This window comes from Bradyrhizobium sp. USDA 4461 (assembly GCF_054055655.1).
Window position 1 is genome coordinate 2,385,482 of the sequence record NZ_JBSRXM010000001.1, and the last position, 18,933, is coordinate 2,404,414.

The window sequence follows — 18,933 nt, forward strand, 5'->3', positions numbered from 1 at the left end:
CCCTAGGTGGGGACTTAGCATTTTTGTGACAAGGAGTCCCAGACCACTCTGTTGCCAGACCATGCTCTAGGGATCGAGGCGCATCGGCAGGCCGGCACGCACCATGTGATCCTTGGCCTGGCGGATGGTAAATTCCCCGAAGTGGAAGATCGAGGCTGCGAGCACGCCGGTGGCGTGCCCCTCGCGAACGCCGTCGACCAGATGATCGAGATTGCCGACGCCGCCGGACGCGACGACCGGTACGGGGACACTGTCCGCGATCGCCCGGGTCAGCCGCAGGTCGAACCCTTGCCGCGTGCCGTCCCGGTCCATCGAGGTCAGCAGGATTTCACCGGCGCCGAGCGCGACGACCTCCTGGGCATATTCGATGGCATCGATGCCGGTGGCATTACGTCCACCATGGGTGAAGATCTCCCAGCGGTCCGAGCCGCCGGCGCGCTTGACCCGCTTGGCGTCGATCGCGACCACGACGCATTGCTCGCCATACTTCTCGGCGGCTTCCTTGACGAATTCGCGCCGGCTGACCGCCGCCGAATTGATCGAGACCTTGTCGGCGCCGGAGCGCAGCAGCGTCTTGATGTCGTCGACGGTGCGGACGCCGCCGCCGACCGTCAGCGGCATGAAGCAGGCCTCGGCCGTTCGCCGCACCACGTCGAGCATGATGCCGCGGTTTTCATGGGTGGCGGTGATGTCGAGGAAGGTGAGCTCGTCGGCGCCGGCGGCGTCATAGGCGATCGCGGCTTCGACCGGATCGCCGGCGTCGCGCAGATCGACGAAGTTGACACCCTTGACCACGCGCCCGTCCTTGACGTCGAGACAGGGGATCACGCGAACCTTGAACATGATCTCCTCCTAGGATGCGCTGCGGATCAGCTTGAGGGCGGCGGCGGGATCGAGCCGCCCGTCATAGAGCGCGCGGCCGACGATCGCGCCGGCGAGCTTTTTGGCGCGCGGCTCCAGCAGCGCCTTGACGTCGTCGATCGAGGCGAAGCCGCCGGAGGCGATCACCGGAATCGAGATGCGGTCGGCGAGGCCGATGGTGGCATCGAGGTTGAGGCCCTTGAGCAGGCCATCGCGGGCGATGTCGGTAAAGATGATCGCGGCGACGCCGGCGTCCTCGAAGCGCTGCGCGATCTCGAGCGCGGTCACATGCGAGGTCTCGGCCCAGCCCTCGACCGCGACCTTGCCGTCGCGCGCATCGAGGCCCACCGCCACCCGGCCTGGGAATTTTTTCGCCGCGCCCTTCACGAGCTCGGGATCGCGCACCGCCGCGGTGCCGATGATGACGCGCGTGATGCCCTTGTCGAGCCAGGCCTCGATGGTTGTGAGGTCGCGGATGCCGCCGCCGAGCTGCACCGGCATGTTGACGGCCTTCAGCATCGCCTCGACCGCATGCGCATTCATCGGCTTGCCGGCGAAGGCGCCGTCGAGATCGACGACGTGGAGATATTCGAAACCCTGTGCGGCGAAGCTTGCCGCCTGCGCCGCCGGATCGAGATTGAACACGGTGGCGCGCGCCATGTCGCCTTGCTCCAGGCGCACGCACTGGCCGTTCTTCAGATCAACCGCTGGAAAAAGGATCACGGCTTCCACTTCAAGAAATTGGAGATCAGGGCGAGGCCGAAGCGCTGGCTCTTCTCGGGATGAAACTGGGTACCGACAGCGGTGTCCTTGGCCACGATCGCGGTCACCGGCCCGCCATAGTCGGCGCGCGCCAGCACGTCCGCCTCGTTGGCGGCGTCGAGGTGATAGGAGTGCACGAAATAGGCGTGACGCCCCTTCGGCCCGAGCGGCAGCCGCTCCAGCACCGGGTGCTCGCGCACCATGTCGAGCGTATTCCAGCCCATGTGCGGGACCTTCAGGCCCTCGTCGCGCGGCTCGATCTTGACGACATCGCCGCCGATCCAGTCAAAGCCCTCGGTGATGACGTGCTCCTTGCCGCGCGTCGCCATCAGCTGCATGCCGACGCAAATGCCGAAGAACGGCCGCGCCTTGACCCGCACCGCCTCGGTGAGCGCTTCCAGCATGCCGTCGACCGCGTCGACGCCGCGGCGGCAATCGGCGAACGCGCCGACACCCGGCAGCACGATCCGATCGGCGCGGTACACCGCGTCGGGATCGCGCGTCACCTTGATGGCTTGCGGATCCTCCATGCTGCGCGCGGCGCGCTCGAAAGCCTTGGCCGCCGAATGCAGATTGCCGGAGCCATAGTCGATGATTGCAACGGTCATCGTGATCCTCCTGGCTCTGGAAACAATCCGATGATGCCGCCCTGCGGCATCGGTGGGGGCTTTGAGAATGATTGACCGGGGACGTCCCGGGTCGGCGGCGGGCCGCCGCGATCGACCGAGCGCTGGTCATTGACGACGCCACGATGCCGCGCGGTCCAGCGCTCGAAGAAGCGGCGCTCGGCGGCATCCGCATTGTCAGCGACCACGATGTCGATCTGGCGCCATTTGCGCCGCGACAGCGTCCAGCGCTGCAGGGTCGCGGCCTCGAGCCCGAGCAGCACCATCAGCACCAGGTCGACGAGAAAGATCGCGCCGCGGCCGATACCAAGCCTTGTCAGCGCGTAGTCGATCACGAAGGTGACGACGAGCCAGCCGATCAGCGCCAGCCAGAGCCTGTTCCAGGCCAGCCACACCACGCCGGCAACCGCGGCCCAGAACCGGAAACCGTCGCGCACGAAGACGAACTTGTCGGCCGCCGCGAGATCGGCGCCGCTGGCCACGGGGGCATGCACTGTATAGACCGGCATCGAACGCTCCGCCGACGATGGAATCTTATTGAGAGTACGATCTTTCGGAAAACCGGTTACGGCCGTTTCCGGATCATGCTCCCGGGATCAGCCGCCGAGCTGACCCTTGGTCGAGGGCACTTCGCCCTGGGCGCGCGGATCGATCGCAATCGCGGTCCGCAGCGCCCTCGCCAAGCCCTTGAAGCAGGATTCGGCGATATGATGGCTGTTCTCGCCATATAGGGTCTCGACGTGGAGAGTCACGCCGGCGTTCATCGCGAAGGCGTTGAACCATTCGCGCACCAGCTCGGTGTCGAACTCGCCGATCTTGTCGCGCGGGAAATCGACCTTGAACACCAGCACCGGGCGGCCGGAAATATCGATCACGACGCGCGACAGCGTCTCGTCCATCGGCATGTGGATCGAGGCGTAGCGGGTGATGCCGGCCATGTTGCCGAGCGCCTGCTTGACGGCCTGCCCGAGCGCGATACCGACGTCTTCGGTGGTGTGGTGGTAATCGACATGGAGGTCGCCATCCGCCTTCACCGTGATGTCGATGCGCGAATGCCGGGCCAGGAGGTCGAGCATATGATCGAAGAAGCCGATCCCGGTCGAAACCGTGGATACGCCCGCTCCGTCGAGGTTGACCGTCACCTCGATGTCGGTCTCCTTGGTCTTGCGCTTGATGGTTGCCGTGCGCATGAAGATTAAGCTTTCCCGTGCCGAAAACGCCGGTCTTTTAACAGGCTGATGTCACCTTCGCTACTGCGGGATGACCCCGAAATGGCCCAACTTCGGGCCATGGTGACCTAAATTCCTTGTCAAATCGCCCGATTGTAACCCCCTGCCCGACCGCCTAAATCTGCCCGGAAGAGAGGTAACCTATGCAAGCATCCCAAAATGAGCTGCCGGTTTGGCATGGCACCACGATCTGCACGGTCCGCAAGGGCGGCAAGGTGGTGATCGGCGGCGACGGCCAGGTCTCGATCGGCCAGACCGTGATCAAGGCCAACGCCAGGAAGGTTCGCCGGATCGGCAAGGGCGACGTGATCGGCGGTTTCGCCGGCGCCACCGCCGACGCCTTCACCCTGTTTGAGCGACTGGAAAGCAAGCTGGAGCAATATCCGGGGCAGCTGACCCGGGCGGCCGTCGAGCTCGCCAAGGACTGGCGGACCGACCGCTATCTGCGCCGGCTGGAGGCCATGATGATCGTAGCCGACAAGGACGTCTCCCTGGTGCTGACCGGCACTGGCGACGTGCTTGAGCCCGAATCCGGCGTCATGGCGATCGGCTCCGGCGGCAATTACGCCCTCGCCGCGGCCCGCGCACTGGTCGATACCGACAAGGATGCCGAGACCATCGTCCGCCGCGCCCTGGATATCGCCGCCGATATCTGCGTCTACACCAACCGCAACGTGACGATCGAGACGATCGGCGGCTGAGCGTGGCCGCCCCCTATCATTTCCGCGCCATGACGACGGCCGATCTGCCGCAGATCAAGCGCTGGCTGGCGTTGCCGCATGTCCGGGAATGGTGGGGCGATCCGGCCGAGCAATACGCGCTCGTGAGTGGTGACCTCAACGAGCCCGCAATGGATCAGTTCATCGTCGCAACCGATGCGTCCGATTTCGGCTACATCCAGTGCTACGACCTGACGGCCTGGAATGCCGGCTTCGGCGCCCAGCCGGAGGGGACTCGCGGCATCGATCTCTTCATCGGCGAACCGGACATGGTGGCTGGCGGCCACGGCTCGGCGCTGATCCGTGCCTTTGCCGAGCAACGGCTGGCGCAGGGCGCGCCGCGCATCGTCACCGATCCCGATCCGGCCAATGCACGGGCGGTGCGCGCCTATGCGAAAGCAGGCTTTCGAGAGGCCGGAATGGTCGATACGCCCGACGGGCGGGCGCTGCTGATGATCCGTGACGAATGACACCCGCACCCAAATCCGCAGCCGGCGTTTCAGCGTGGCAATGGTCCGCGATCGCGGCCGCGCTGCTCGCGCTGCAAGCAGCCCTGCTGTACGCGATGGGTCGCTTGCCGATCTGCGCCTGCGGCTATGTCAAGCTTTGGCACGGGACGGTTCAGAGCTCGGAGAATTCGCAGCACATCGCCGACTGGTATACGCTGTCGCACATCGTGCACGGCCTGCTGCTTTATGGGCTGACTTTCCTCCTGCTGCCGCGGCTCGCCTGGCCGGGGCGGCTGATTGTCGCGATGCTGATCGAGGGCAGCTGGGAGCTCGTCGAGAACTCCAACTGGATCATCGAGCGCTATCGCGCCGGCACGATCTCGCTCGATTATTATGGCGACACCATCGTCAATTCGGTGTCGGATACGCTGGCGATGGTTCTCGGCTTCCTGCTGGCGCGCAAGCTTGCAATCGCGGCAACGATCGGGCTCGGCGTTGTGTTCGAAATCGTGATGCTGCTCCACATTCGCGACAATCTGACACTGAATATCATCATGCTGATCCATCCGTTCGAGGCGATCAGGCAGTGGCAGGCCGGGCCGCCGATCCTTTAGGGCATGATTTGCCGGAAAACCGGTGCCCACCTTTCCGGATCATGCCTGGCAGCAGCCTGCCGCTTGCCGAGAGCGCGATTTCAACCTAGCTAGAGCCAATGACCGACTTCTCCCCCCGTGAAATCGTTTCCGAGCTTGACCGCTTCATCGTTGGCCAGGCCGACGCCAAGCGCGCCGTGTCAATCGCGCTGCGCAACCGCTGGCGCCGGCTGCAGCTTGCCGGTTCCCTGCGCGAGGAGGTTCTGCCCAAGAACATCCTCATGATCGGGCCGACCGGCGTCGGCAAGACCGAGATCGCGCGGCGGCTGGCCAAGCTCGCCGGCGCGCCGTTCCTCAAGGTCGAAGCCACCAAGTTCACCGAGGTCGGCTATGTCGGCCGCGACGTCGAGCAGATCGTCCGCGATCTCGTCGAAGTCGCGATCGCGCAGACCCGCGAGCGCAAGCGCAAGGACGTCCAGGCCCGTGCCCAGCTCGCCGCCGAGGAGCGGGTGCTGGATGCGCTGGTCGGCCCCGGATCGAGCCCCGCGACGCGCGAGTCGTTCCGCAAGAAGCTGCGCGCCGGCGAGCTCAACGACAAGGAAATCGAGATCGAGACGCAGTCCGGCAATAGCGGCATGCCAATGTTCGAAATCCCCGGCATGCCCGGCGCCCAGATGGGCGCGATCTCGCTCGGCGACATCTTCGGCAAGATGGGCGGCCGCAGCAAGACGCGCCGGCTGACCGTGGAAGGCTCGCACGAGATCCTCGTCAACGAGGAATCCGACAAGCTGCTCGACACCGATCAGCTGGTGCAGGAGGCGATCAGCGCGGTCGAGAACAACGGCATCGTCTTCCTCGACGAGATCGACAAGATCTGCGTGCGCGAGAACCGCGCCGGCGGTGACGTCTCCCGCGAGGGCGTGCAGCGCGATTTGCTGCCGCTGATCGAAGGCACCACGGTCTCGACCAAGCACGGCGCGGTCAAGACCGACCACATTCTGTTCATCGCCTCGGGCGCCTTCCATATCGCCAAGCCGTCGGACCTGCTGCCCGAATTGCAAGGCCGCCTGCCGATCCGCGTCGAGCTGCAGGCGCTGACCCGCGACGACATGCGCCGGATCCTGACCGAGCCGGAGGCGTCGCTGATCAAGCAATATGTGGCGCTGATGAAGACCGAGGGCGTGACGCTCGACATCACCGACGGCGCGATCGACGCGCTGGCCGACGTTGCGGTCGCGGTCAATTCCACCGTCGAGAACATCGGCGCGCGGCGGCTCCAGACCGTGATGGAGCGGGTGCTGGACGACATCTCCTTCACCGCCCCCGACCGCCATGGCGAGACCATCCAGGTCGACGCCGACTACGTGACCAAGCATGTCGGCGACCTCGCCAAGAACGCCGATCTGAGCCGGTTTATCTTGTAGGCGTAGCAGCTAAGATCGTCGTCCCGGCGAAGGCCGGAACCCATAACCACCGATCCCCGCGGTGACCAAGACTCGGGCCGACATTCCCCTTAGAACTTCCTTCGGTGGTTATGGGTCCCGGGTCGCGCTTCGCTTGCCCGGAACGACGAGAGTGGGCGACCGATGAGTCTGCAAATCTGGCAAAACCCCTGGCGCTTGATGCTGGCCGTCAATGCGGCCGTGCTGGTCGGGGTGTTCCTGCACAAGATCGCGCTGCCGCCCTTCGTCCCCTACATCCATCTCCTCGTCGACTATCACTACGGCTTCACCAAGCGCGCGCTGGTTGGCGCCATCGTTTCGCTGTTCACCGACAAGGTGCCGGTGTGGCTGGTGTTCGGGATGGCCGGCGCGATCTGGCTGCTGACGCTCGGACTGTTCATCAAGCTGTTTCAGCGCACATTCGGCTTTAACGATACACATTGGCCGCTGTTCGTCTTCATCGCGAGCTCGCCGTTCTTCCTGAAGAACTTCATGCACACGCTCGGCCATTTCGACATTTATGGCTGTGCATTGGCGATCGTGCTGTTGCTGATCCCGGCACGCTCGGTCATCTACGTGCTGATTGCGGCGCTGTTCTCGATCGTGCTGATCCTGGTCCACCACATCTTCGTCCTGATGTATGTGCCGACCATCGCAGCGATCGTGGTGCTGCGCTTCTACCTCGTGCAAGGCGCGACGCCGCGAAACATCATTTTGGGCATCGGCTCGCTCGCGGCCGTCGGCATCCTGTTTCTGGTCGCGCAGTTCGCGGGCACGGTCGACGTACCCTATGACGAATTCATCCGCCATCTGCAGAGCCGGATGGCCGATCCGTCACGCACCGATCTGCTTCAGTTCGGATACATCTGGTACCAGCCGCTGTCGAAGGAGTTCGCCGATACCTGGGCGCGGATGCCCTCGAATATCCTGGGCGTGCCGGTGTTCGCGCTGCTGATCTGGCTGCACACGCCGCTGTGGCGCTATTTCGCGCGGCTGATCGAGGCGCTCGCGAGTGGGCTGCATCGCCGGATCGTGTTCGCCGCACTGATGATGATCAGCACCGGCTATGTCGTGATGTTCGCGACCGTGTTCGACTATTCGCGCTGGATCTCGAACTGGGCGGTCTGCATGTTCCTGATGCTGCACGCCGTGAAGATGCTGCCGGCGTCGAAGGACGTGCCGGTGGTCCCGGCGGACGATCGCAAGACGACAATCCTCGGCTGGATCATCACGCTGATCCCGCGCGTCGGGATCGTACGACCATTTTAGTTTTGAGCATGATCTTTATCGGAAAACCGCTGCAAACTTTTCCGGATCATGCTCAGCGTGCGCGCCGGACGCGCACGTAGAGTGCGCCCTCGCCGCCATGGCCGATATGCGCTTCCTCGAAGCCGACGACCAGCGAACGGAATTCCGGCAGGCTGAGCCATTCCGGCACCTGGCGGCGCAACACGCCGCGATCGGAATCCAGTCCCCCGACCTTGCCCTTGCCCGTAATCACGAGCACGAAGGTGAGCCCATCGGAGTGCGCGCGCTGCAGGAAGGCGAACAGCACCCGATGCGCCCGCATCTGCGTCATGCCGTGCAGATCGAGCCGCGCATCGATCTCCTGCCGGCCGCGCGACAGTTTTGTGCGATCGCGGCGGCCGATCGGTGCAAGCGGCGGCATCTGCGGACGCGGCGCCGGCGCGGGCTTGACTGACGTGACTGGCTTGACCGGGATAGGCTTTGCTGGCGCGTGATGGGCGGCGGACTCGGAGGTCGCGGCAGGAGCCTTCGGAGCGGCCGGCTTCTTGCGCAGCGGCTTGACCTGCTTGGCCACGGTCTCCCAGAGCGCACGCTCCTCCTCGCTCAGCGCACGTTTCCGTCGCGACGGAACGGACAGATCGGGGATCGGCGCGGGTCGTTTCATTGCTCGCGGTGATGGCGATAGCGCCTGTAGCGCCGCTTCTCCGGTTGCTGCGGAATGTCGGGCCGGGCGACCGGCAACGGCACCGGTTCTGCCACAGGCGCCGCCTGCGCGACAGGGGTCGACGCCTGAGGCGCTGCGGGCGCGGCATCCCTCGCGGCCGGCTTCTTGGCGACGCTAGTGCCGGCGTCTTTCGCCGTGCTCTTGGCAATACCGGACGTCGGCACATCCGCAGGCTTCGCCGCCGCCTTGTCCTTCAGCGGATCGGTCTGCGGAAACAGCTTTGCGATCCGGGCCGATGGCCGCTCCTCCGGGATCGGCAGCTTGTGGCCGCGCGCGACCGGATCGAGACCCCTCGGCACCAGCATCACGAACTGCATATTGTGCCGCAGCCGGCCCGAGACCTTTCCGGCATCGGCGCCGGCCCCGAAATAGAGATCGGCGCGCGCCGGGCCGACGATCGCAGATCCCGTATCCTGCGCGATCATCAGCCGGTGGAACGGCGTCTTCGACTGTTCCGAGTCGATCGGCAGTTCGCCGGCGATGAAGAACGGCGTGCCGTAGACATGCAGCGCCTTGTCGACCGCGATCGAGCGGCCCGGCGTCAGCGGCACGCCCTGCGCGCCGACAGCCTCGTCCTTGTCGGACAGCGGCACCTCGCGGAAGAACACGTAAGCGCGGTTCTGCCGCCGCACCTCGTTGGCGCCGTCGGGGTTCTGCTCCATCCATTCCCTGATCTTCTGCATCGACATCTGCTCCTTCGGGATGATGCCGCGGTCGATCAGGACGCGTCCGACCGGCGTATAGGGATAGCCATTATGCGCATCGTAATTGATGCGCAGCGTGGTGCCGTCCTCGAGCTTGATCCGCGCCGAGCCCTGGATCTGGGCGAACAACAGATCGGTCTGGCTCTTCAGCCAGCAGATCTCGAGCCCGCGGCCGGCGATCGCGCCGTCCTCGATCTGGGCGCGGTCGTAATAGGGCACGAGCTTGCGCCGGCCGATCTTGCGATACACCGGGCCGCTGTTGGGCAGGCCGACGGAAGCTTGCGTCTTGCCGCGCACGAACAGGTTGGACGGCCGGCGATAGACCGGAACATTGTAGACGTCGGTCTGGGTCCGCGAGCCGTCGAGCACCGGCTCGTAATAACCGGTGACGAAACCGGCCTCCTCACCGAGCCGCGAGATGCGCAGCGGCACGAAATTCTGCTCGAAGAATTCCTTCGCCTTGCCGCCGTCGCTGAGCACGAGCCCCTTGGCGATCCGGCAGGGATCCCGCAGCGAGCTTCCCAGCGCCTTTGAGTCTGCGGGCGCCCCCTGTTGCGCCGCGATCGGCTTGCAGCTGGCACGAAACGCGTTGTAGGCGGCGAGATGATCGTCGTCGTTCCAGCCGGAGACATTGGGCCAGGTCAGCGGCTCATACTGGCTGCCGCTGACCTGCAGCGGCAATTCCAGATTGGGATAGGGTATCGGGTGGGATTGCTCGTGCCGTGGCGCAGCGTGCCGGCTCGTCCTGTAGCGCGCGGCGATCGCCGCCGTGGAGCACAGGACAGCGAGCGCACAGCACGCGATCGCGAGGCGCCCGTAGCTGAGATGTTTAGTGAGCGCTTCCAGTGCCAACCAGCTTCCAGTTCGGATCGCGGGAAGTCGAGTCGCGGGCGAATGTCCAGATGTCGGTGATGTCGGCGACCTTGTCCGGGCTGCCGTCGACGATGGTTCCGGCCTTGTCGCGCGTGACCGAGATCATCTGCGACACGAAGCGGACGGTGAGCTGGATCGAGCGATCGCGCGTCTCCGCGCTGACGATCTCGGCCTTGTCAATCGAGACAAACCGGGTCTCGGTCTTCTGCTCGTGCTTCTCGCGATCCTTGATCGCGGCCTCGAAGCTCTCATAGACCTCGCTCGACAGCAGGTCGCGCAGCGCGCGGCGGTCGCCATTGGCGAAAGCCAGCACGATCATCTCATAGGCCGAGCGGGCGCCTGAGAGGAAATGTCGCGGGTCGAACGAGGAGTCCTGGGCGGCCACCGCGTCGAGACCCTGCGCCAGCGGCGTCCCGGGCTCGGCGATGCCCTTCCAGCGCTCCGTGGGCTCGACCGGCTCGGCTGTTGCGGCCGGGGCCGGCTGATCGATCACCGATCCCGGGATCGGCACGACGTTGTTATCCTGGCCGCGCTGCAGGACGTTAGGTGCTGCACGATCATATGGCGGTCGCTCGCTTCCCGTGCGCTGCCCGAGAACGCTGCGCAGGCGCAGGAAGATAAACACGGCCAGCGCCAGGAAGATGATGGTGTAGATATCCACGTCGAATTCGCTTTCTGGTCTCTGCCGGCAACGGGCCGGGCATCAAAGCGTTCCCGGTCGGGAACGGCAGAGATTACATCGCCGAGTGAGTCCGCAGCATGTAGGCACGAAACTATGCCCGGCCAATGGCGCTTTTTGGCACGGGCAAGTGTAGCGCGTTTTAACCCCGGGGGGAAACCCGTTCCTTCCCGGAAATCGCGCATCTTCAATAATTTAGGAAGCTGTTAAGAGGTTGGGCGGAGTAGCGCTCGCGCGCCGATCGCCAAAGCTTTGGCCGCAGCCGCACCGCCTCGCGCTTGCTCGTCGTCCTTGTGGACCGAGCCGGGCCTATGATAGCCACTCGCCCGGAATCGGCATTCCCAACACCTTAACGCGTGCCGTCGGACATCCTGTCCCGAGCGCCGCTCCAGGAGACATTTTCATGACCAATGGCAACGGCGCGCCCGTCGAACAGGCCGCTCCCCAGCTCAACGTTCTGGCGCAGTACACCAAGGACCTGTCGTTCGAGAACCCGAATGCGCCGGCCTCGCTCGGCCAGCAGCAGCAACAGCCGGCGATCAACATCCAGATCAACGTCTCCGCCAACAACCTGTCGGAGAACGAGTACGAGGTGATCCTCTCGATCGAGGGCAAGGCCGAGACCGCGGGCAAGGTGATGTTCAGCTTCGACCTCGCCTATGCCGGCGTCTTCCGGATCGTGAACGTGCCGAAGGAGAACCTGCACCCGCTGGTCATGATCGAGTGCCCGCGACTGCTGTTCCCGTTCGCGCGCGAGATCGTCGCAACCTCGGTCCGCGACGGCGGCTTCCCGCCCTTGCTGCTCGATCCGGTCGATTTCGTCGGCCTCTACCGCCAGAACATGGAGCGCCAGGCCGCCGCTCAGGCCGCCTCCGGCGTCAAGCCGAGCTGAACCGCAGTTCGAGATAGCGTCACCCGGACCTGTGAGCCGTCATCCTGAGGAGCCTGCGAAGCAGGCGTCTCGAAGGATCGACGGCCACCAGCCGGGCCGATTCATCCTTCGAGACGCCGCTGCGCGGCTCCTCAGGATGACGGGTAAGATTTAAGCCGCCGGGGCTTCGGCAGGCGCCGGCGGCGGCAAATAGTCGTTCCAGATCGGCTTGTCGCCGAGCGTGGCGACGAACGCCCGGTGGGCTTCGCGATCCGCGTCGCTGACCCGCGCCACCAGGGCCGTCTCGCGCTGCCGGCGCGGCGTATCACCATAGCTGCCGGCGCGCGCATCCGATGTTTCGGACGCCAGGATGAGCTGCGACTGCCGCGCCCCGATCAGATCGATATAGACCTCGGCCAGCAGCTCGGCGTCGAGCAAGGCGCCGTGCTTGGTGCGTCTGGAATTGTCGATCTGATAGCGCGAGCAGAGATCATCGAGCCGATTCGACACGCCGGGATGCTTGCGCCGCGCCAGCAGCAGCGTATCGACCAGCCGATCCTTCGGGATCGCCTTCCGCTTGATGCGGTCGAGCTCGGCATTGATGAAGCTGATGTCGAACGAGGCGTTGTGGATCACCAACGGCGTGTCGCCGATGAAGGCCAGGAACTCATCGACCACTTCGGTGAACAGCGGCTTGGACGCCAGGAACTCGGTCGACAGCCCATGGACGTTGAACGCTTCCAACGGCATGTCGCGCTCGGGATTGATGTAGACGTGGTAGGTCAGCCCGGTCGGCATGCGGTTGAAGATCTCGACGCAGCCGATCTCGACCAGCCGGTCGCCGCGCAGCGGATCGAGGCCAGTGGTTTCGGTATCGAGAACGATTTCGCGCATGACGTGAGGGAATCCGGAAGACGGCGAATCAGACGCGCCGCTTCGGCATCTTAACAACCTCGGCCAGAATGTCGCGGATGCGCGCCCGCACCGGATCAAGTCCGTGCGAGGTATCCACTATGAAATCGGCGCGCTTGCGCTTTTCGGCATCCGGCATCTGCTTGGCGATGATGGCGTCGAGTTTCGCCGCATCCATGGTGCCGCGGGCCAGCACGCGTTCGCGCTGCAGTTCCGGCGAGGTGGTGACGACGACGACGGCATCGACACGCTTCTCGCCGCCGGTCTCGAACAGCAGCGGGATGTCGAGAATGACGATCGGATTGCCTGCGGCTTCCGCGTCGGCGAAGAATTTCTGCCGCGATGCGCCGAGCATCGGATGCACGATCTGCTCAAGCTGCTTCATCGCCGCGGGATCGTGCACCACGCGCGCCGACAGCTTGGCGCGATCGACCTTGCCGCCCGTAGTGGTGCCGGGAAACGCGGCCTCTATCGCCGGTGCGGCTTCACCCTCGTAGAGCTGATGCACGGCCGCATCGGCATCGTACACCGGCACGCCGGCCTCCATGAACAATTTGGCCGTGGTGGATTTCCCCATCCCGATCGAGCCGGTCAGTCCAACAATCAACATGTCATCAACATCGGTTCAGTATCTCGTCGCCTCGCCTTCGCATCTCACACCGCGAGCAGCTTCTCGCGGCGCAGGAATGCGAGCAGTGACAATAGCGGCAGGCCGAGGATCGTGAAATGGTCGCCTTCGATCCGCTCGAACAGGTGCACGCCGAGGCCCTCGAGCTGGTAGGCGCCGACGCTGGTCGTCACCGCCTGGCCGGCCTGGTCGAGATAGGCCTCGATTTCGCCGGCGGCGAGCCGCCGCATGGTCATGCGAGCCACGCTGACGTCGTTGAATAAGACTTTCCCGTCACGCGCGACCGCGACGGCGGAATGCAGTTCGTGGGTTTGTCCGGCAAGCAGACCGAGCTGCTCGGCAGCCTGTGCGCGGCCGGCCGGCTTGCTGAACATCCGCTGGCCAAGCGCCAGCGTTTGATCTGCGCCGACCACGTATTGAGCGGGCTTATGCCTGGATATGAACAGCGCCTTCTCGCGCGCCAAAAGCGAAGCGATCTCGCCGGGCGCGGAGAGGCCGGAATTCTTCTGCACCGCGCGCTCGTCGATATCCGCCGGCAGCGCCTCGCAATCGAGGCCGGCGTTTTCCAGCAGCATCCTTCGCGCCCGGCTTTGCGATGCCAGAATGAGTTTCTGTGGTCCGCGCCAGATGCTCATGACGCGGCGATCATTCCGACGGCCGGGCGCGCTGGCGGTCGTTGTAGAGCTTCATGATCGCGGCCGCCGTCTCCTCGATCGAGCGACGCGTCACGTCGAGCAGGGCCCAATTGAACTTCGCGCTGAGGCGCCGGGCAAACGCGACCTCGTCGGCCACCGCCTGCTTGTCGATGTAGGTGTCGTTGTCGCGGTCGCCCATGGTGAGCAGGCGGTTCTGCCGGACCTGGATCAATCGTTCCGGCGTCGCATGCAGGCTGACCACGAGCGGCTTCTTCAAGGTCTCGAGCTGGTGCGGCAAGGGAATGCCAGGCACCAGCGGCACATTCGCAGTCCTGATGCCGCGGTTGGCAAGATAGATCGAGGTCGGCGTCTTCGAGGTCCGGGACACGCCCACCAGGACGATATCGGCGTCCTCGAGGCCTTCGACATGCTGACCGTCGTCATGGATCATCGTGTAGTTCAGCGCGTCGATCCGGCTGAAATATTCCGCGTTCAGCACGTGCTGCGCACCGACGCGACCGGTCGTCGCGGCGCCCAGATACGCCTCGAACAATTGCATCACCGGCCCGATGATCGACAGGCTCGGCACGTTGATTTCCTTGCACTTACCCTCGAGCCGGCCGACCAGGTCCTTCTCCAGCAGCGTGAACAGCACGATGCCGGGCGATTCCTCGATCTCGTCGAGCACCCGGTCGAGCTGCTTCTGGCTGCGCACCAGCGGATAGACATGCTCGACCGCGGTCACGTTGGCGTATTGCGCGGCGACCGCGCGCGCCACTGTTATCAGCGTCTCGCCGGTCGAGTCGGACACCAGATGGAGGTGGAAATAGTTGGAAGTCGTCGGCACCAGAGCCCCTGTCTATCCTGTGAATCCCTGTGGAGGTCGAGGACAAGAATCCGGGTCCGCCGCCCGGCCCGTGAATATCTCATCCCTTTCTTCACAGCACCCCGTGAAAGGATAAGTCGGCATCATGGCCAGGATGATAGTGAACCGATGTGGATTTGTCTCTTCATAAGCTGGCCACAGAGCTGCGCAACCGATTGAGCCGAGCGGCGGATTCCGGATATCCGCCCTCGCCTGCCGGAATGTTGAGGGATGTGAACAAGCCCGCGAAAGCCGCTGGACCGCATTGCATGAGTCAAATTCACCGCCATTAAGACTCAAACCTTAGATTCTAAAATTAATTAGGTTTAGGAGAGCCGTGTGTGCGGATATGTATCCGTCCCTCGCTTGCGGAGCTTTGTCCGCGACGCCGAGGCGGTCCGACTGTTCCCTGCCGAGCTGTTCCCTGAAAGGCATCGCTGCGATGTTGTATGACTGGATCAAGGCGCTGCACATCATTGCCGTCATCTCCTGGATGGCGGGCATGCTCTATCTGCCGCGGCTGTTCGTCTATCATTGCGAGGCCGAGGCCGGCTCGAAGCAATCCGAGACCTTCAAGGTCATGGAGCGCCGACTTTTGAAAGCGATCATCAATCCCGCGATGATCGTGACCTGGCTCGCCGGGCTTTATCTGGTCTGGGCCGGACACTGGTACCTTTCCGGCTGGTTTCACGTCAAATTTACGCTGGTGCTGATCATGTCGGGTATCCACGGCTTTTTGTCTCGCTGCGTGAAGGATTTCGCCGCCGACCGGAATCAGCGAAGCCAGAAATTTTATCGTATTATCAACGAGGTGCCGACAGTTTTGATGATCCTGATCGTCATCATGGTGGTCGTGAAGCCGTTCTAGACTTTGCGATGCCCAAGACGCATGCTTCACTCCTTCTTGCGAAGGACGGATCGATTTTCTATATAGGTTTTATCCCACCCCACGCAGGCGGATGTGGTCGCGTTCCGGTTCTTTTCGGGCCGGCGCCGCATCAGGTTTGAAAGCCCAAACGGCACTTTCCTGGCTGAGACCTGCGGACCTTCCTATGGCGTCCGCTTTTTCCAGAGCCACCTCGCACCCTTCCCTACTTACTTCCTCACAGGACGACCCCGATGCGGGAAATCAAACTCCAGGACCTCAAATCGAAAACGCCGGCCGAGCTCGTCTCGTTCGCGGAAGAGAATGGGGTCGAGAATGCCAGCACCATGCGCAAGCAGGAGCTGATGTTCGCAATTCTCAAGCAGCTCGCGATCGCCGAGACCGACATTATCGGTGAAGGCGTTGTCGAGGTGCTGTCCGACGGCTTCGGCTTTCTTCGTTCGCCCGACGCGAACTATTTGCCGGGCCCCGACGACATCTACGTTTCGCCGTCGCAGATCCGCCGTTTCGGCCTGCGCACCGGCGATACGATCGAAGGCCATATTCGCAGCCCGAAGGAAGGCGAACGCTATTTCGCGCTGCTGAAGGTCAATACACTCAATTTCGAAGATCCGGAAAAGTCGAAGCACAAGGTCAATTTCGACAACCTCACGCCGCTGTTTCCGAATCAGCGTTTCCGCATGGAGCTTGAGGATTCCACCAAGAAAGACCTGTCTGCCCGCGTGATCGATATCGTCGCGCCCATCGGCAAGGGCCAGCGCGCGCTGATCGTGGCGCCGCCGCGCACCGGCAAGACGGTGCTGATGCAGAACATCGCGCACTCGATCACCGCCAATCATCCCGACTGCTATCTGATCGTGCTGCTGATCGACGAGCGTCCGGAAGAAGTCACGGACATGCAGCGCTCGGTGAAGGGTGAGGTGGTGTCGTCGACCTTCGACGAGCCTGCCGTGCGTCACGTCCAGGTTGCCGAGATGGTGATCGAGAAGGCCAAGCGCCTGGTCGAGCACGGCCGCGACGTCGTGATCCTGCTGGATTCGATCACCCGCCTCGGCCGCGCCTACAACACCGTCGTGCCGTCATCCGGCAAGGTGCTGACCGGCGGTGTCGACGCCAACGCGTTGCAGCGCCCGAAGCGCTTCTTCGGTGCCGCGCGTAACATCGAGGAGGGAGGTTCGCTGACCATCATCGCGACCGCGCTGGTCGATACCGGCAGCCGCATGGACGAAGTCATCTTCGAAGAGTTCAAGGGCACCGGTAACTCCGAACTGATCCTCGACCGCAAGGTCTCGGACAAACGGACCTTCCCGGCGATCGACATCGCCCGCTCCGGTACCCGCAAGGAGGAGCTGATCACCGATCCGCAGGTGCTGAAGAAGATGTATGTCCTACGCCGCATCCTCAATCCGATGGGCACCATGGACGCGATCGACTTCCTGCTCGACAAGCTCCGGAACACGAAGAGCAATTCGGAATTCTTCGATTCCATGAACACCTGAGGCCGCGGACAAATAGCGAGGCCGAAACGAATAGGGCGCTCCGCACAAACGGGGCGCCTTTTTCATGCTGCGGATTTGCTGCAGCAAAGTGCAACACGAATTAGGCTGGCGGCGCTCGTGGAATTTTCGTTTAACTTATTGATGTAATTCAGAATTATAATCCTGCGTCATAGGCAGACTCACTCTTTTTTGCAGCAAGATTGCTGCGCGGTTGCTGTATCTGATTATCGACATACTGCACTGCAGCATTGTGCTCAGGTGTGCGAGGTGGAAGGCATTGCCTTTGCCGGTTTGCTTTGGAAGATAGGCGATGCATCCGCGCGATCAGACCATCTTCGCATTGTCCTCCGGACGTCCGCCGAGTGCGATCGCCATTGTCAGGCTGTCTGGCCCAATGGCCGCATCGGTCATTGAAGGACTGGCGGGCAAGATGCCGACGCCGCGGAAGGCGACCCGCGCGTTGCTCCATGATTCAAACCATCAGCCGATCGACGATGCTGTCGTGTTGTGGTTCCCCGGCTCGGCGAGCGCCACCGGCGAAGACGTGGCCGAGTTTCATGTCCATGGCGGACGTGCGGTGCTGTCGGCGATGTTCGACGCCATCGCGGCGTTCGAGAATGTGCGGCCGGCCGAACCGGGCGAGTTCACCCGGCGGGCATTCGAGAACGGCAAGCTCGACCTGACCGAGGCCGAAGGTCTCGACGATCTGATTCACGCCGACACCGACCGCCAGCGGCGCCAGGCGCTGCGCCAGCTGAAGGGGTTACTCGGCGATCGTGCGCGTGACTGGCGCGAGCGGATCATCGCGGCGTCGGCGCTGATCGAGGCCGGCATCGATTTCTCCGATGAAGGCGATGTGCCGGCGGAGCTGATCGCGCCGGCGCTCGAGAAGGTCCGGGCGTTGCACGACGAGATCAAGCAGGTGCTTGCGGGGCAGGGGCAAAGCGAACGGCTGCGCGACGGCCTGGTGGTCGCGATCGCCGGTCCGCCGAATGTCGGCAAATCGACCCTGATCAATCAGCTCGCGAAGCGCGAGGTCGCGATCGTTTCACCGCATGCCGGCACGACCCGCGACGTGATCGAGGTGCAGCTCGATCTCGACGGCTATCCCGTCACGGTGATCGACACCGCCGGGATCCGCGAGACCAGCGATCCTGTGGAGCAGGAGGGTGTCCGCCGCGCTCGGGTTCGTGCCGCCGAAGCCGATCTCGTGCTGTGGCTCGCCGACAGCGGCGGCGCGAAGATTGGGCAGGGTGGCACCACGCCGACCTGGCTGGTGCGAAACAAGATCGACTTGGTCAGGACTCCGGCGGGCGAAGGTGGCAATTATCCCGAATTCCGGATCTCGGCGGCCCGCGGCGACGGCCTCTCCGAACTGATTGCCGCGCTGGTCGGCTTTGCGCACGACTATTTCGCGACCAGCGAGGGCGGCTTGATCAGCCGGACCCGGCAACGCGGATTGCTTGAGGAGACGGTCGAGTCGCTTCGGCGCAGTATCGAGGTGGTCGGGCGGGGCGAGGAGCTGGCGGCGGAGGAACTCCGCAGGGCGGCAATGTCACTCGGCCGTCTGCTCGGCCGGGTCGACGTCGAGGACATCTTGGACGTCATCTTCCGCGAGTTCTGCGTCGGGAAGTGAGCCGACACGCAGCTGTTTCACGTGAAACATGGTTTCGAGCTGTTTAAGGAACTCTCCCGTTTCACGTGAAACAGCCACAGTCCGGCATTGCG

General features: G+C 63.7%; 21 protein-coding genes. 9 read left to right on the forward strand and 12 right to left on the reverse strand.

What is annotated here, in order from left to right; translation table 11 throughout:
* Positions 1 to 66: 66 nt before the first annotated feature.
* The 5 genes from hisF to hisB form a co-directional block, all read right to left on the reverse strand.
* Positions 67 to 843 carry an imidazole glycerol phosphate synthase subunit HisF gene (gene hisF / locus ACVINW_RS11135; RefSeq protein WP_456751334.1) on the reverse strand — a complete coding sequence of 259 codons (777 nt, stop codon included), beginning with the start codon at positions 841 to 843 and terminating at the stop codon, positions 67 to 69.
* Between the two features lie 9 nt (positions 844 to 852).
* A complete protein-coding gene (hisA, locus tag ACVINW_RS11140; RefSeq protein ID WP_456751335.1) occupies positions 853 to 1,584 on the reverse strand; it encodes a 1-(5-phosphoribosyl)-5-[(5-phosphoribosylamino)methylideneamino]imidazole-4-carboxamide isomerase in 732 nt (243 codons plus the stop codon).
* The gene (hisH, locus tag ACVINW_RS11145; protein ID WP_456751336.1) at positions 1,581 to 2,231 is read right to left on the reverse strand and encodes an imidazole glycerol phosphate synthase subunit HisH; all 651 of its coding nucleotides are present in this window, start codon (positions 2,229 to 2,231) and stop codon (positions 1,581 to 1,583) included. The genes hisA and hisH overlap by 4 nt, the downstream gene beginning before the upstream one ends.
* Positions 2,228 to 2,758, reverse strand: coding sequence for a DUF2628 domain-containing protein (locus ACVINW_RS11150; RefSeq protein ID WP_456751337.1), 531 nt, complete (start codon positions 2,756 to 2,758; stop codon positions 2,228 to 2,230). The genes hisH and ACVINW_RS11150 overlap by 4 nt, the downstream gene beginning before the upstream one ends.
* A gap of 87 nt (positions 2,759 to 2,845) precedes the next feature.
* Positions 2,846 to 3,439, reverse strand: a complete 594-nt coding sequence (gene hisB, locus ACVINW_RS11155; RefSeq protein WP_456751338.1) for an imidazoleglycerol-phosphate dehydratase HisB — start codon at positions 3,437 to 3,439, stop codon at positions 2,846 to 2,848.
* A 182-nt stretch (positions 3,440 to 3,621) separates the two neighbouring features.
* On the opposite strand from hisB, the gene hslV reads away from it, so the two are divergent.
* From hslV to ACVINW_RS11180, 5 genes are all read left to right on the forward strand, one after another.
* Entirely contained in the window at positions 3,622 to 4,179 is a 558-nt protein-coding gene (hslV, locus tag ACVINW_RS11160) for an ATP-dependent protease subunit HslV (RefSeq protein WP_244068959.1), read from the forward strand.
* A gap of 2 nt (positions 4,180 to 4,181) precedes the next feature.
* Positions 4,182 to 4,667, forward strand: a complete 486-nt coding sequence (locus ACVINW_RS11165) for a GNAT family N-acetyltransferase (RefSeq protein ID WP_456751339.1) — start codon at positions 4,182 to 4,184, stop codon at positions 4,665 to 4,667.
* Positions 4,664 to 5,260, forward strand: a complete 597-nt coding sequence (locus ACVINW_RS11170) for a DUF2585 domain-containing protein (protein ID WP_456751340.1) — start codon at positions 4,664 to 4,666, stop codon at positions 5,258 to 5,260. Before ACVINW_RS11165 ends, ACVINW_RS11170 begins: the two co-directional genes overlap by 4 nt.
* A 98-nt stretch (positions 5,261 to 5,358) precedes the next feature.
* Positions 5,359 to 6,663 (forward strand): ATP-dependent protease ATPase subunit HslU, encoded by a 1,305-nt coding sequence (gene hslU / locus ACVINW_RS11175; RefSeq protein ID WP_456751341.1) that lies wholly within the window; start codon positions 5,359 to 5,361, stop codon positions 6,661 to 6,663.
* 162 nt (positions 6,664 to 6,825) lie between these two features.
* On the forward strand, positions 6,826 to 7,950 hold the full coding sequence (locus ACVINW_RS11180) for a hypothetical protein (protein WP_456751342.1): 1,125 nt from the start codon (positions 6,826 to 6,828) through the stop codon (positions 7,948 to 7,950).
* A 52-nt stretch (positions 7,951 to 8,002) separates the two neighbouring features.
* On the opposite strand, the gene ACVINW_RS11185 is transcribed toward ACVINW_RS11180, so the two are convergent.
* Genes ACVINW_RS11185 through ACVINW_RS11195 form a run of 3 tightly spaced genes read right to left on the reverse strand, consistent with a single transcriptional unit; the run spans position 8,003 to position 10,891 of the window.
* The gene (locus tag ACVINW_RS11185) at positions 8,003 to 8,593 is read right to left on the reverse strand and encodes a Smr/MutS family protein (RefSeq protein WP_456751343.1); all 591 of its coding nucleotides are present in this window, start codon (positions 8,591 to 8,593) and stop codon (positions 8,003 to 8,005) included.
* Entirely contained in the window at positions 8,590 to 10,209 is a 1,620-nt protein-coding gene (mltA, locus tag ACVINW_RS11190) for a murein transglycosylase A (protein WP_456751344.1), read from the reverse strand. Before mltA ends, ACVINW_RS11185 begins: the two co-directional genes overlap by 4 nt.
* On the reverse strand, positions 10,187 to 10,891 hold the full coding sequence (locus ACVINW_RS11195) for a Tim44/TimA family putative adaptor protein (protein ID WP_456751345.1): 705 nt from the start codon (positions 10,889 to 10,891) through the stop codon (positions 10,187 to 10,189). Before ACVINW_RS11195 ends, mltA begins: the two co-directional genes overlap by 23 nt.
* A 421-nt stretch (positions 10,892 to 11,312) precedes the next feature.
* On the opposite strand from ACVINW_RS11195, the gene secB reads away from it, so the two are divergent.
* Positions 11,313 to 11,801 (forward strand): protein-export chaperone SecB, encoded by a 489-nt coding sequence (gene secB, locus ACVINW_RS11200; RefSeq protein WP_456751346.1) that lies wholly within the window; start codon positions 11,313 to 11,315, stop codon positions 11,799 to 11,801.
* A gap of 150 nt (positions 11,802 to 11,951) precedes the next feature.
* Here the strand turns inward: secB and dnaQ are convergent, their stop codons facing one another.
* Genes dnaQ through ACVINW_RS11220 form a run of 4 tightly spaced genes read right to left on the reverse strand, consistent with a single transcriptional unit; the run spans position 11,952 to position 14,802 of the window.
* A complete protein-coding gene (gene dnaQ / locus ACVINW_RS11205; RefSeq protein ID WP_456751347.1) occupies positions 11,952 to 12,674 on the reverse strand; it encodes a DNA polymerase III subunit epsilon in 723 nt (240 codons plus the stop codon).
* A gap of 28 nt (positions 12,675 to 12,702) precedes the next feature.
* A complete protein-coding gene (gene coaE / locus ACVINW_RS11210) occupies positions 12,703 to 13,302 on the reverse strand; it encodes a dephospho-CoA kinase (RefSeq protein WP_456751348.1) in 600 nt (199 codons plus the stop codon).
* A 44-nt stretch (positions 13,303 to 13,346) separates the two neighbouring features.
* Positions 13,347 to 13,955 (reverse strand): Maf family protein, encoded by a 609-nt coding sequence (locus ACVINW_RS11215; protein WP_456751349.1) that lies wholly within the window; start codon positions 13,953 to 13,955, stop codon positions 13,347 to 13,349.
* Between the two features lie 10 nt (positions 13,956 to 13,965).
* A complete protein-coding gene (locus ACVINW_RS11220) occupies positions 13,966 to 14,802 on the reverse strand; it encodes a pyruvate, water dikinase regulatory protein (RefSeq protein ID WP_456751350.1) in 837 nt (278 codons plus the stop codon).
* 463 nt (positions 14,803 to 15,265) lie between these two features.
* Here ACVINW_RS11220 and hemJ point away from each other — a divergent pair, with 463 nt between their 5' ends.
* The 3 genes from hemJ (at position 15,266) to mnmE (ending at position 18,841) form a co-directional block, all read left to right on the forward strand.
* The gene (gene hemJ, locus ACVINW_RS11225; protein WP_456756368.1) at positions 15,266 to 15,688 is read left to right on the forward strand and encodes a protoporphyrinogen oxidase HemJ; all 423 of its coding nucleotides are present in this window, start codon (positions 15,266 to 15,268) and stop codon (positions 15,686 to 15,688) included.
* Positions 15,689 to 15,939: 251 nt separating this feature from the next.
* Positions 15,940 to 17,205, forward strand: coding sequence for a transcription termination factor Rho (rho, locus tag ACVINW_RS11230; protein ID WP_021078151.1), 1,266 nt, complete (start codon positions 15,940 to 15,942; stop codon positions 17,203 to 17,205).
* Positions 17,206 to 17,515: 310 nt separating this feature from the next.
* Positions 17,516 to 18,841 carry a tRNA uridine-5-carboxymethylaminomethyl(34) synthesis GTPase MnmE gene (gene mnmE, locus ACVINW_RS11235; protein ID WP_456751351.1) on the forward strand — a complete coding sequence of 442 codons (1,326 nt, stop codon included), beginning with the start codon at positions 17,516 to 17,518 and terminating at the stop codon, positions 18,839 to 18,841.
* The last annotated feature ends 92 nt before the right edge of the window (positions 18,842 to 18,933 follow it).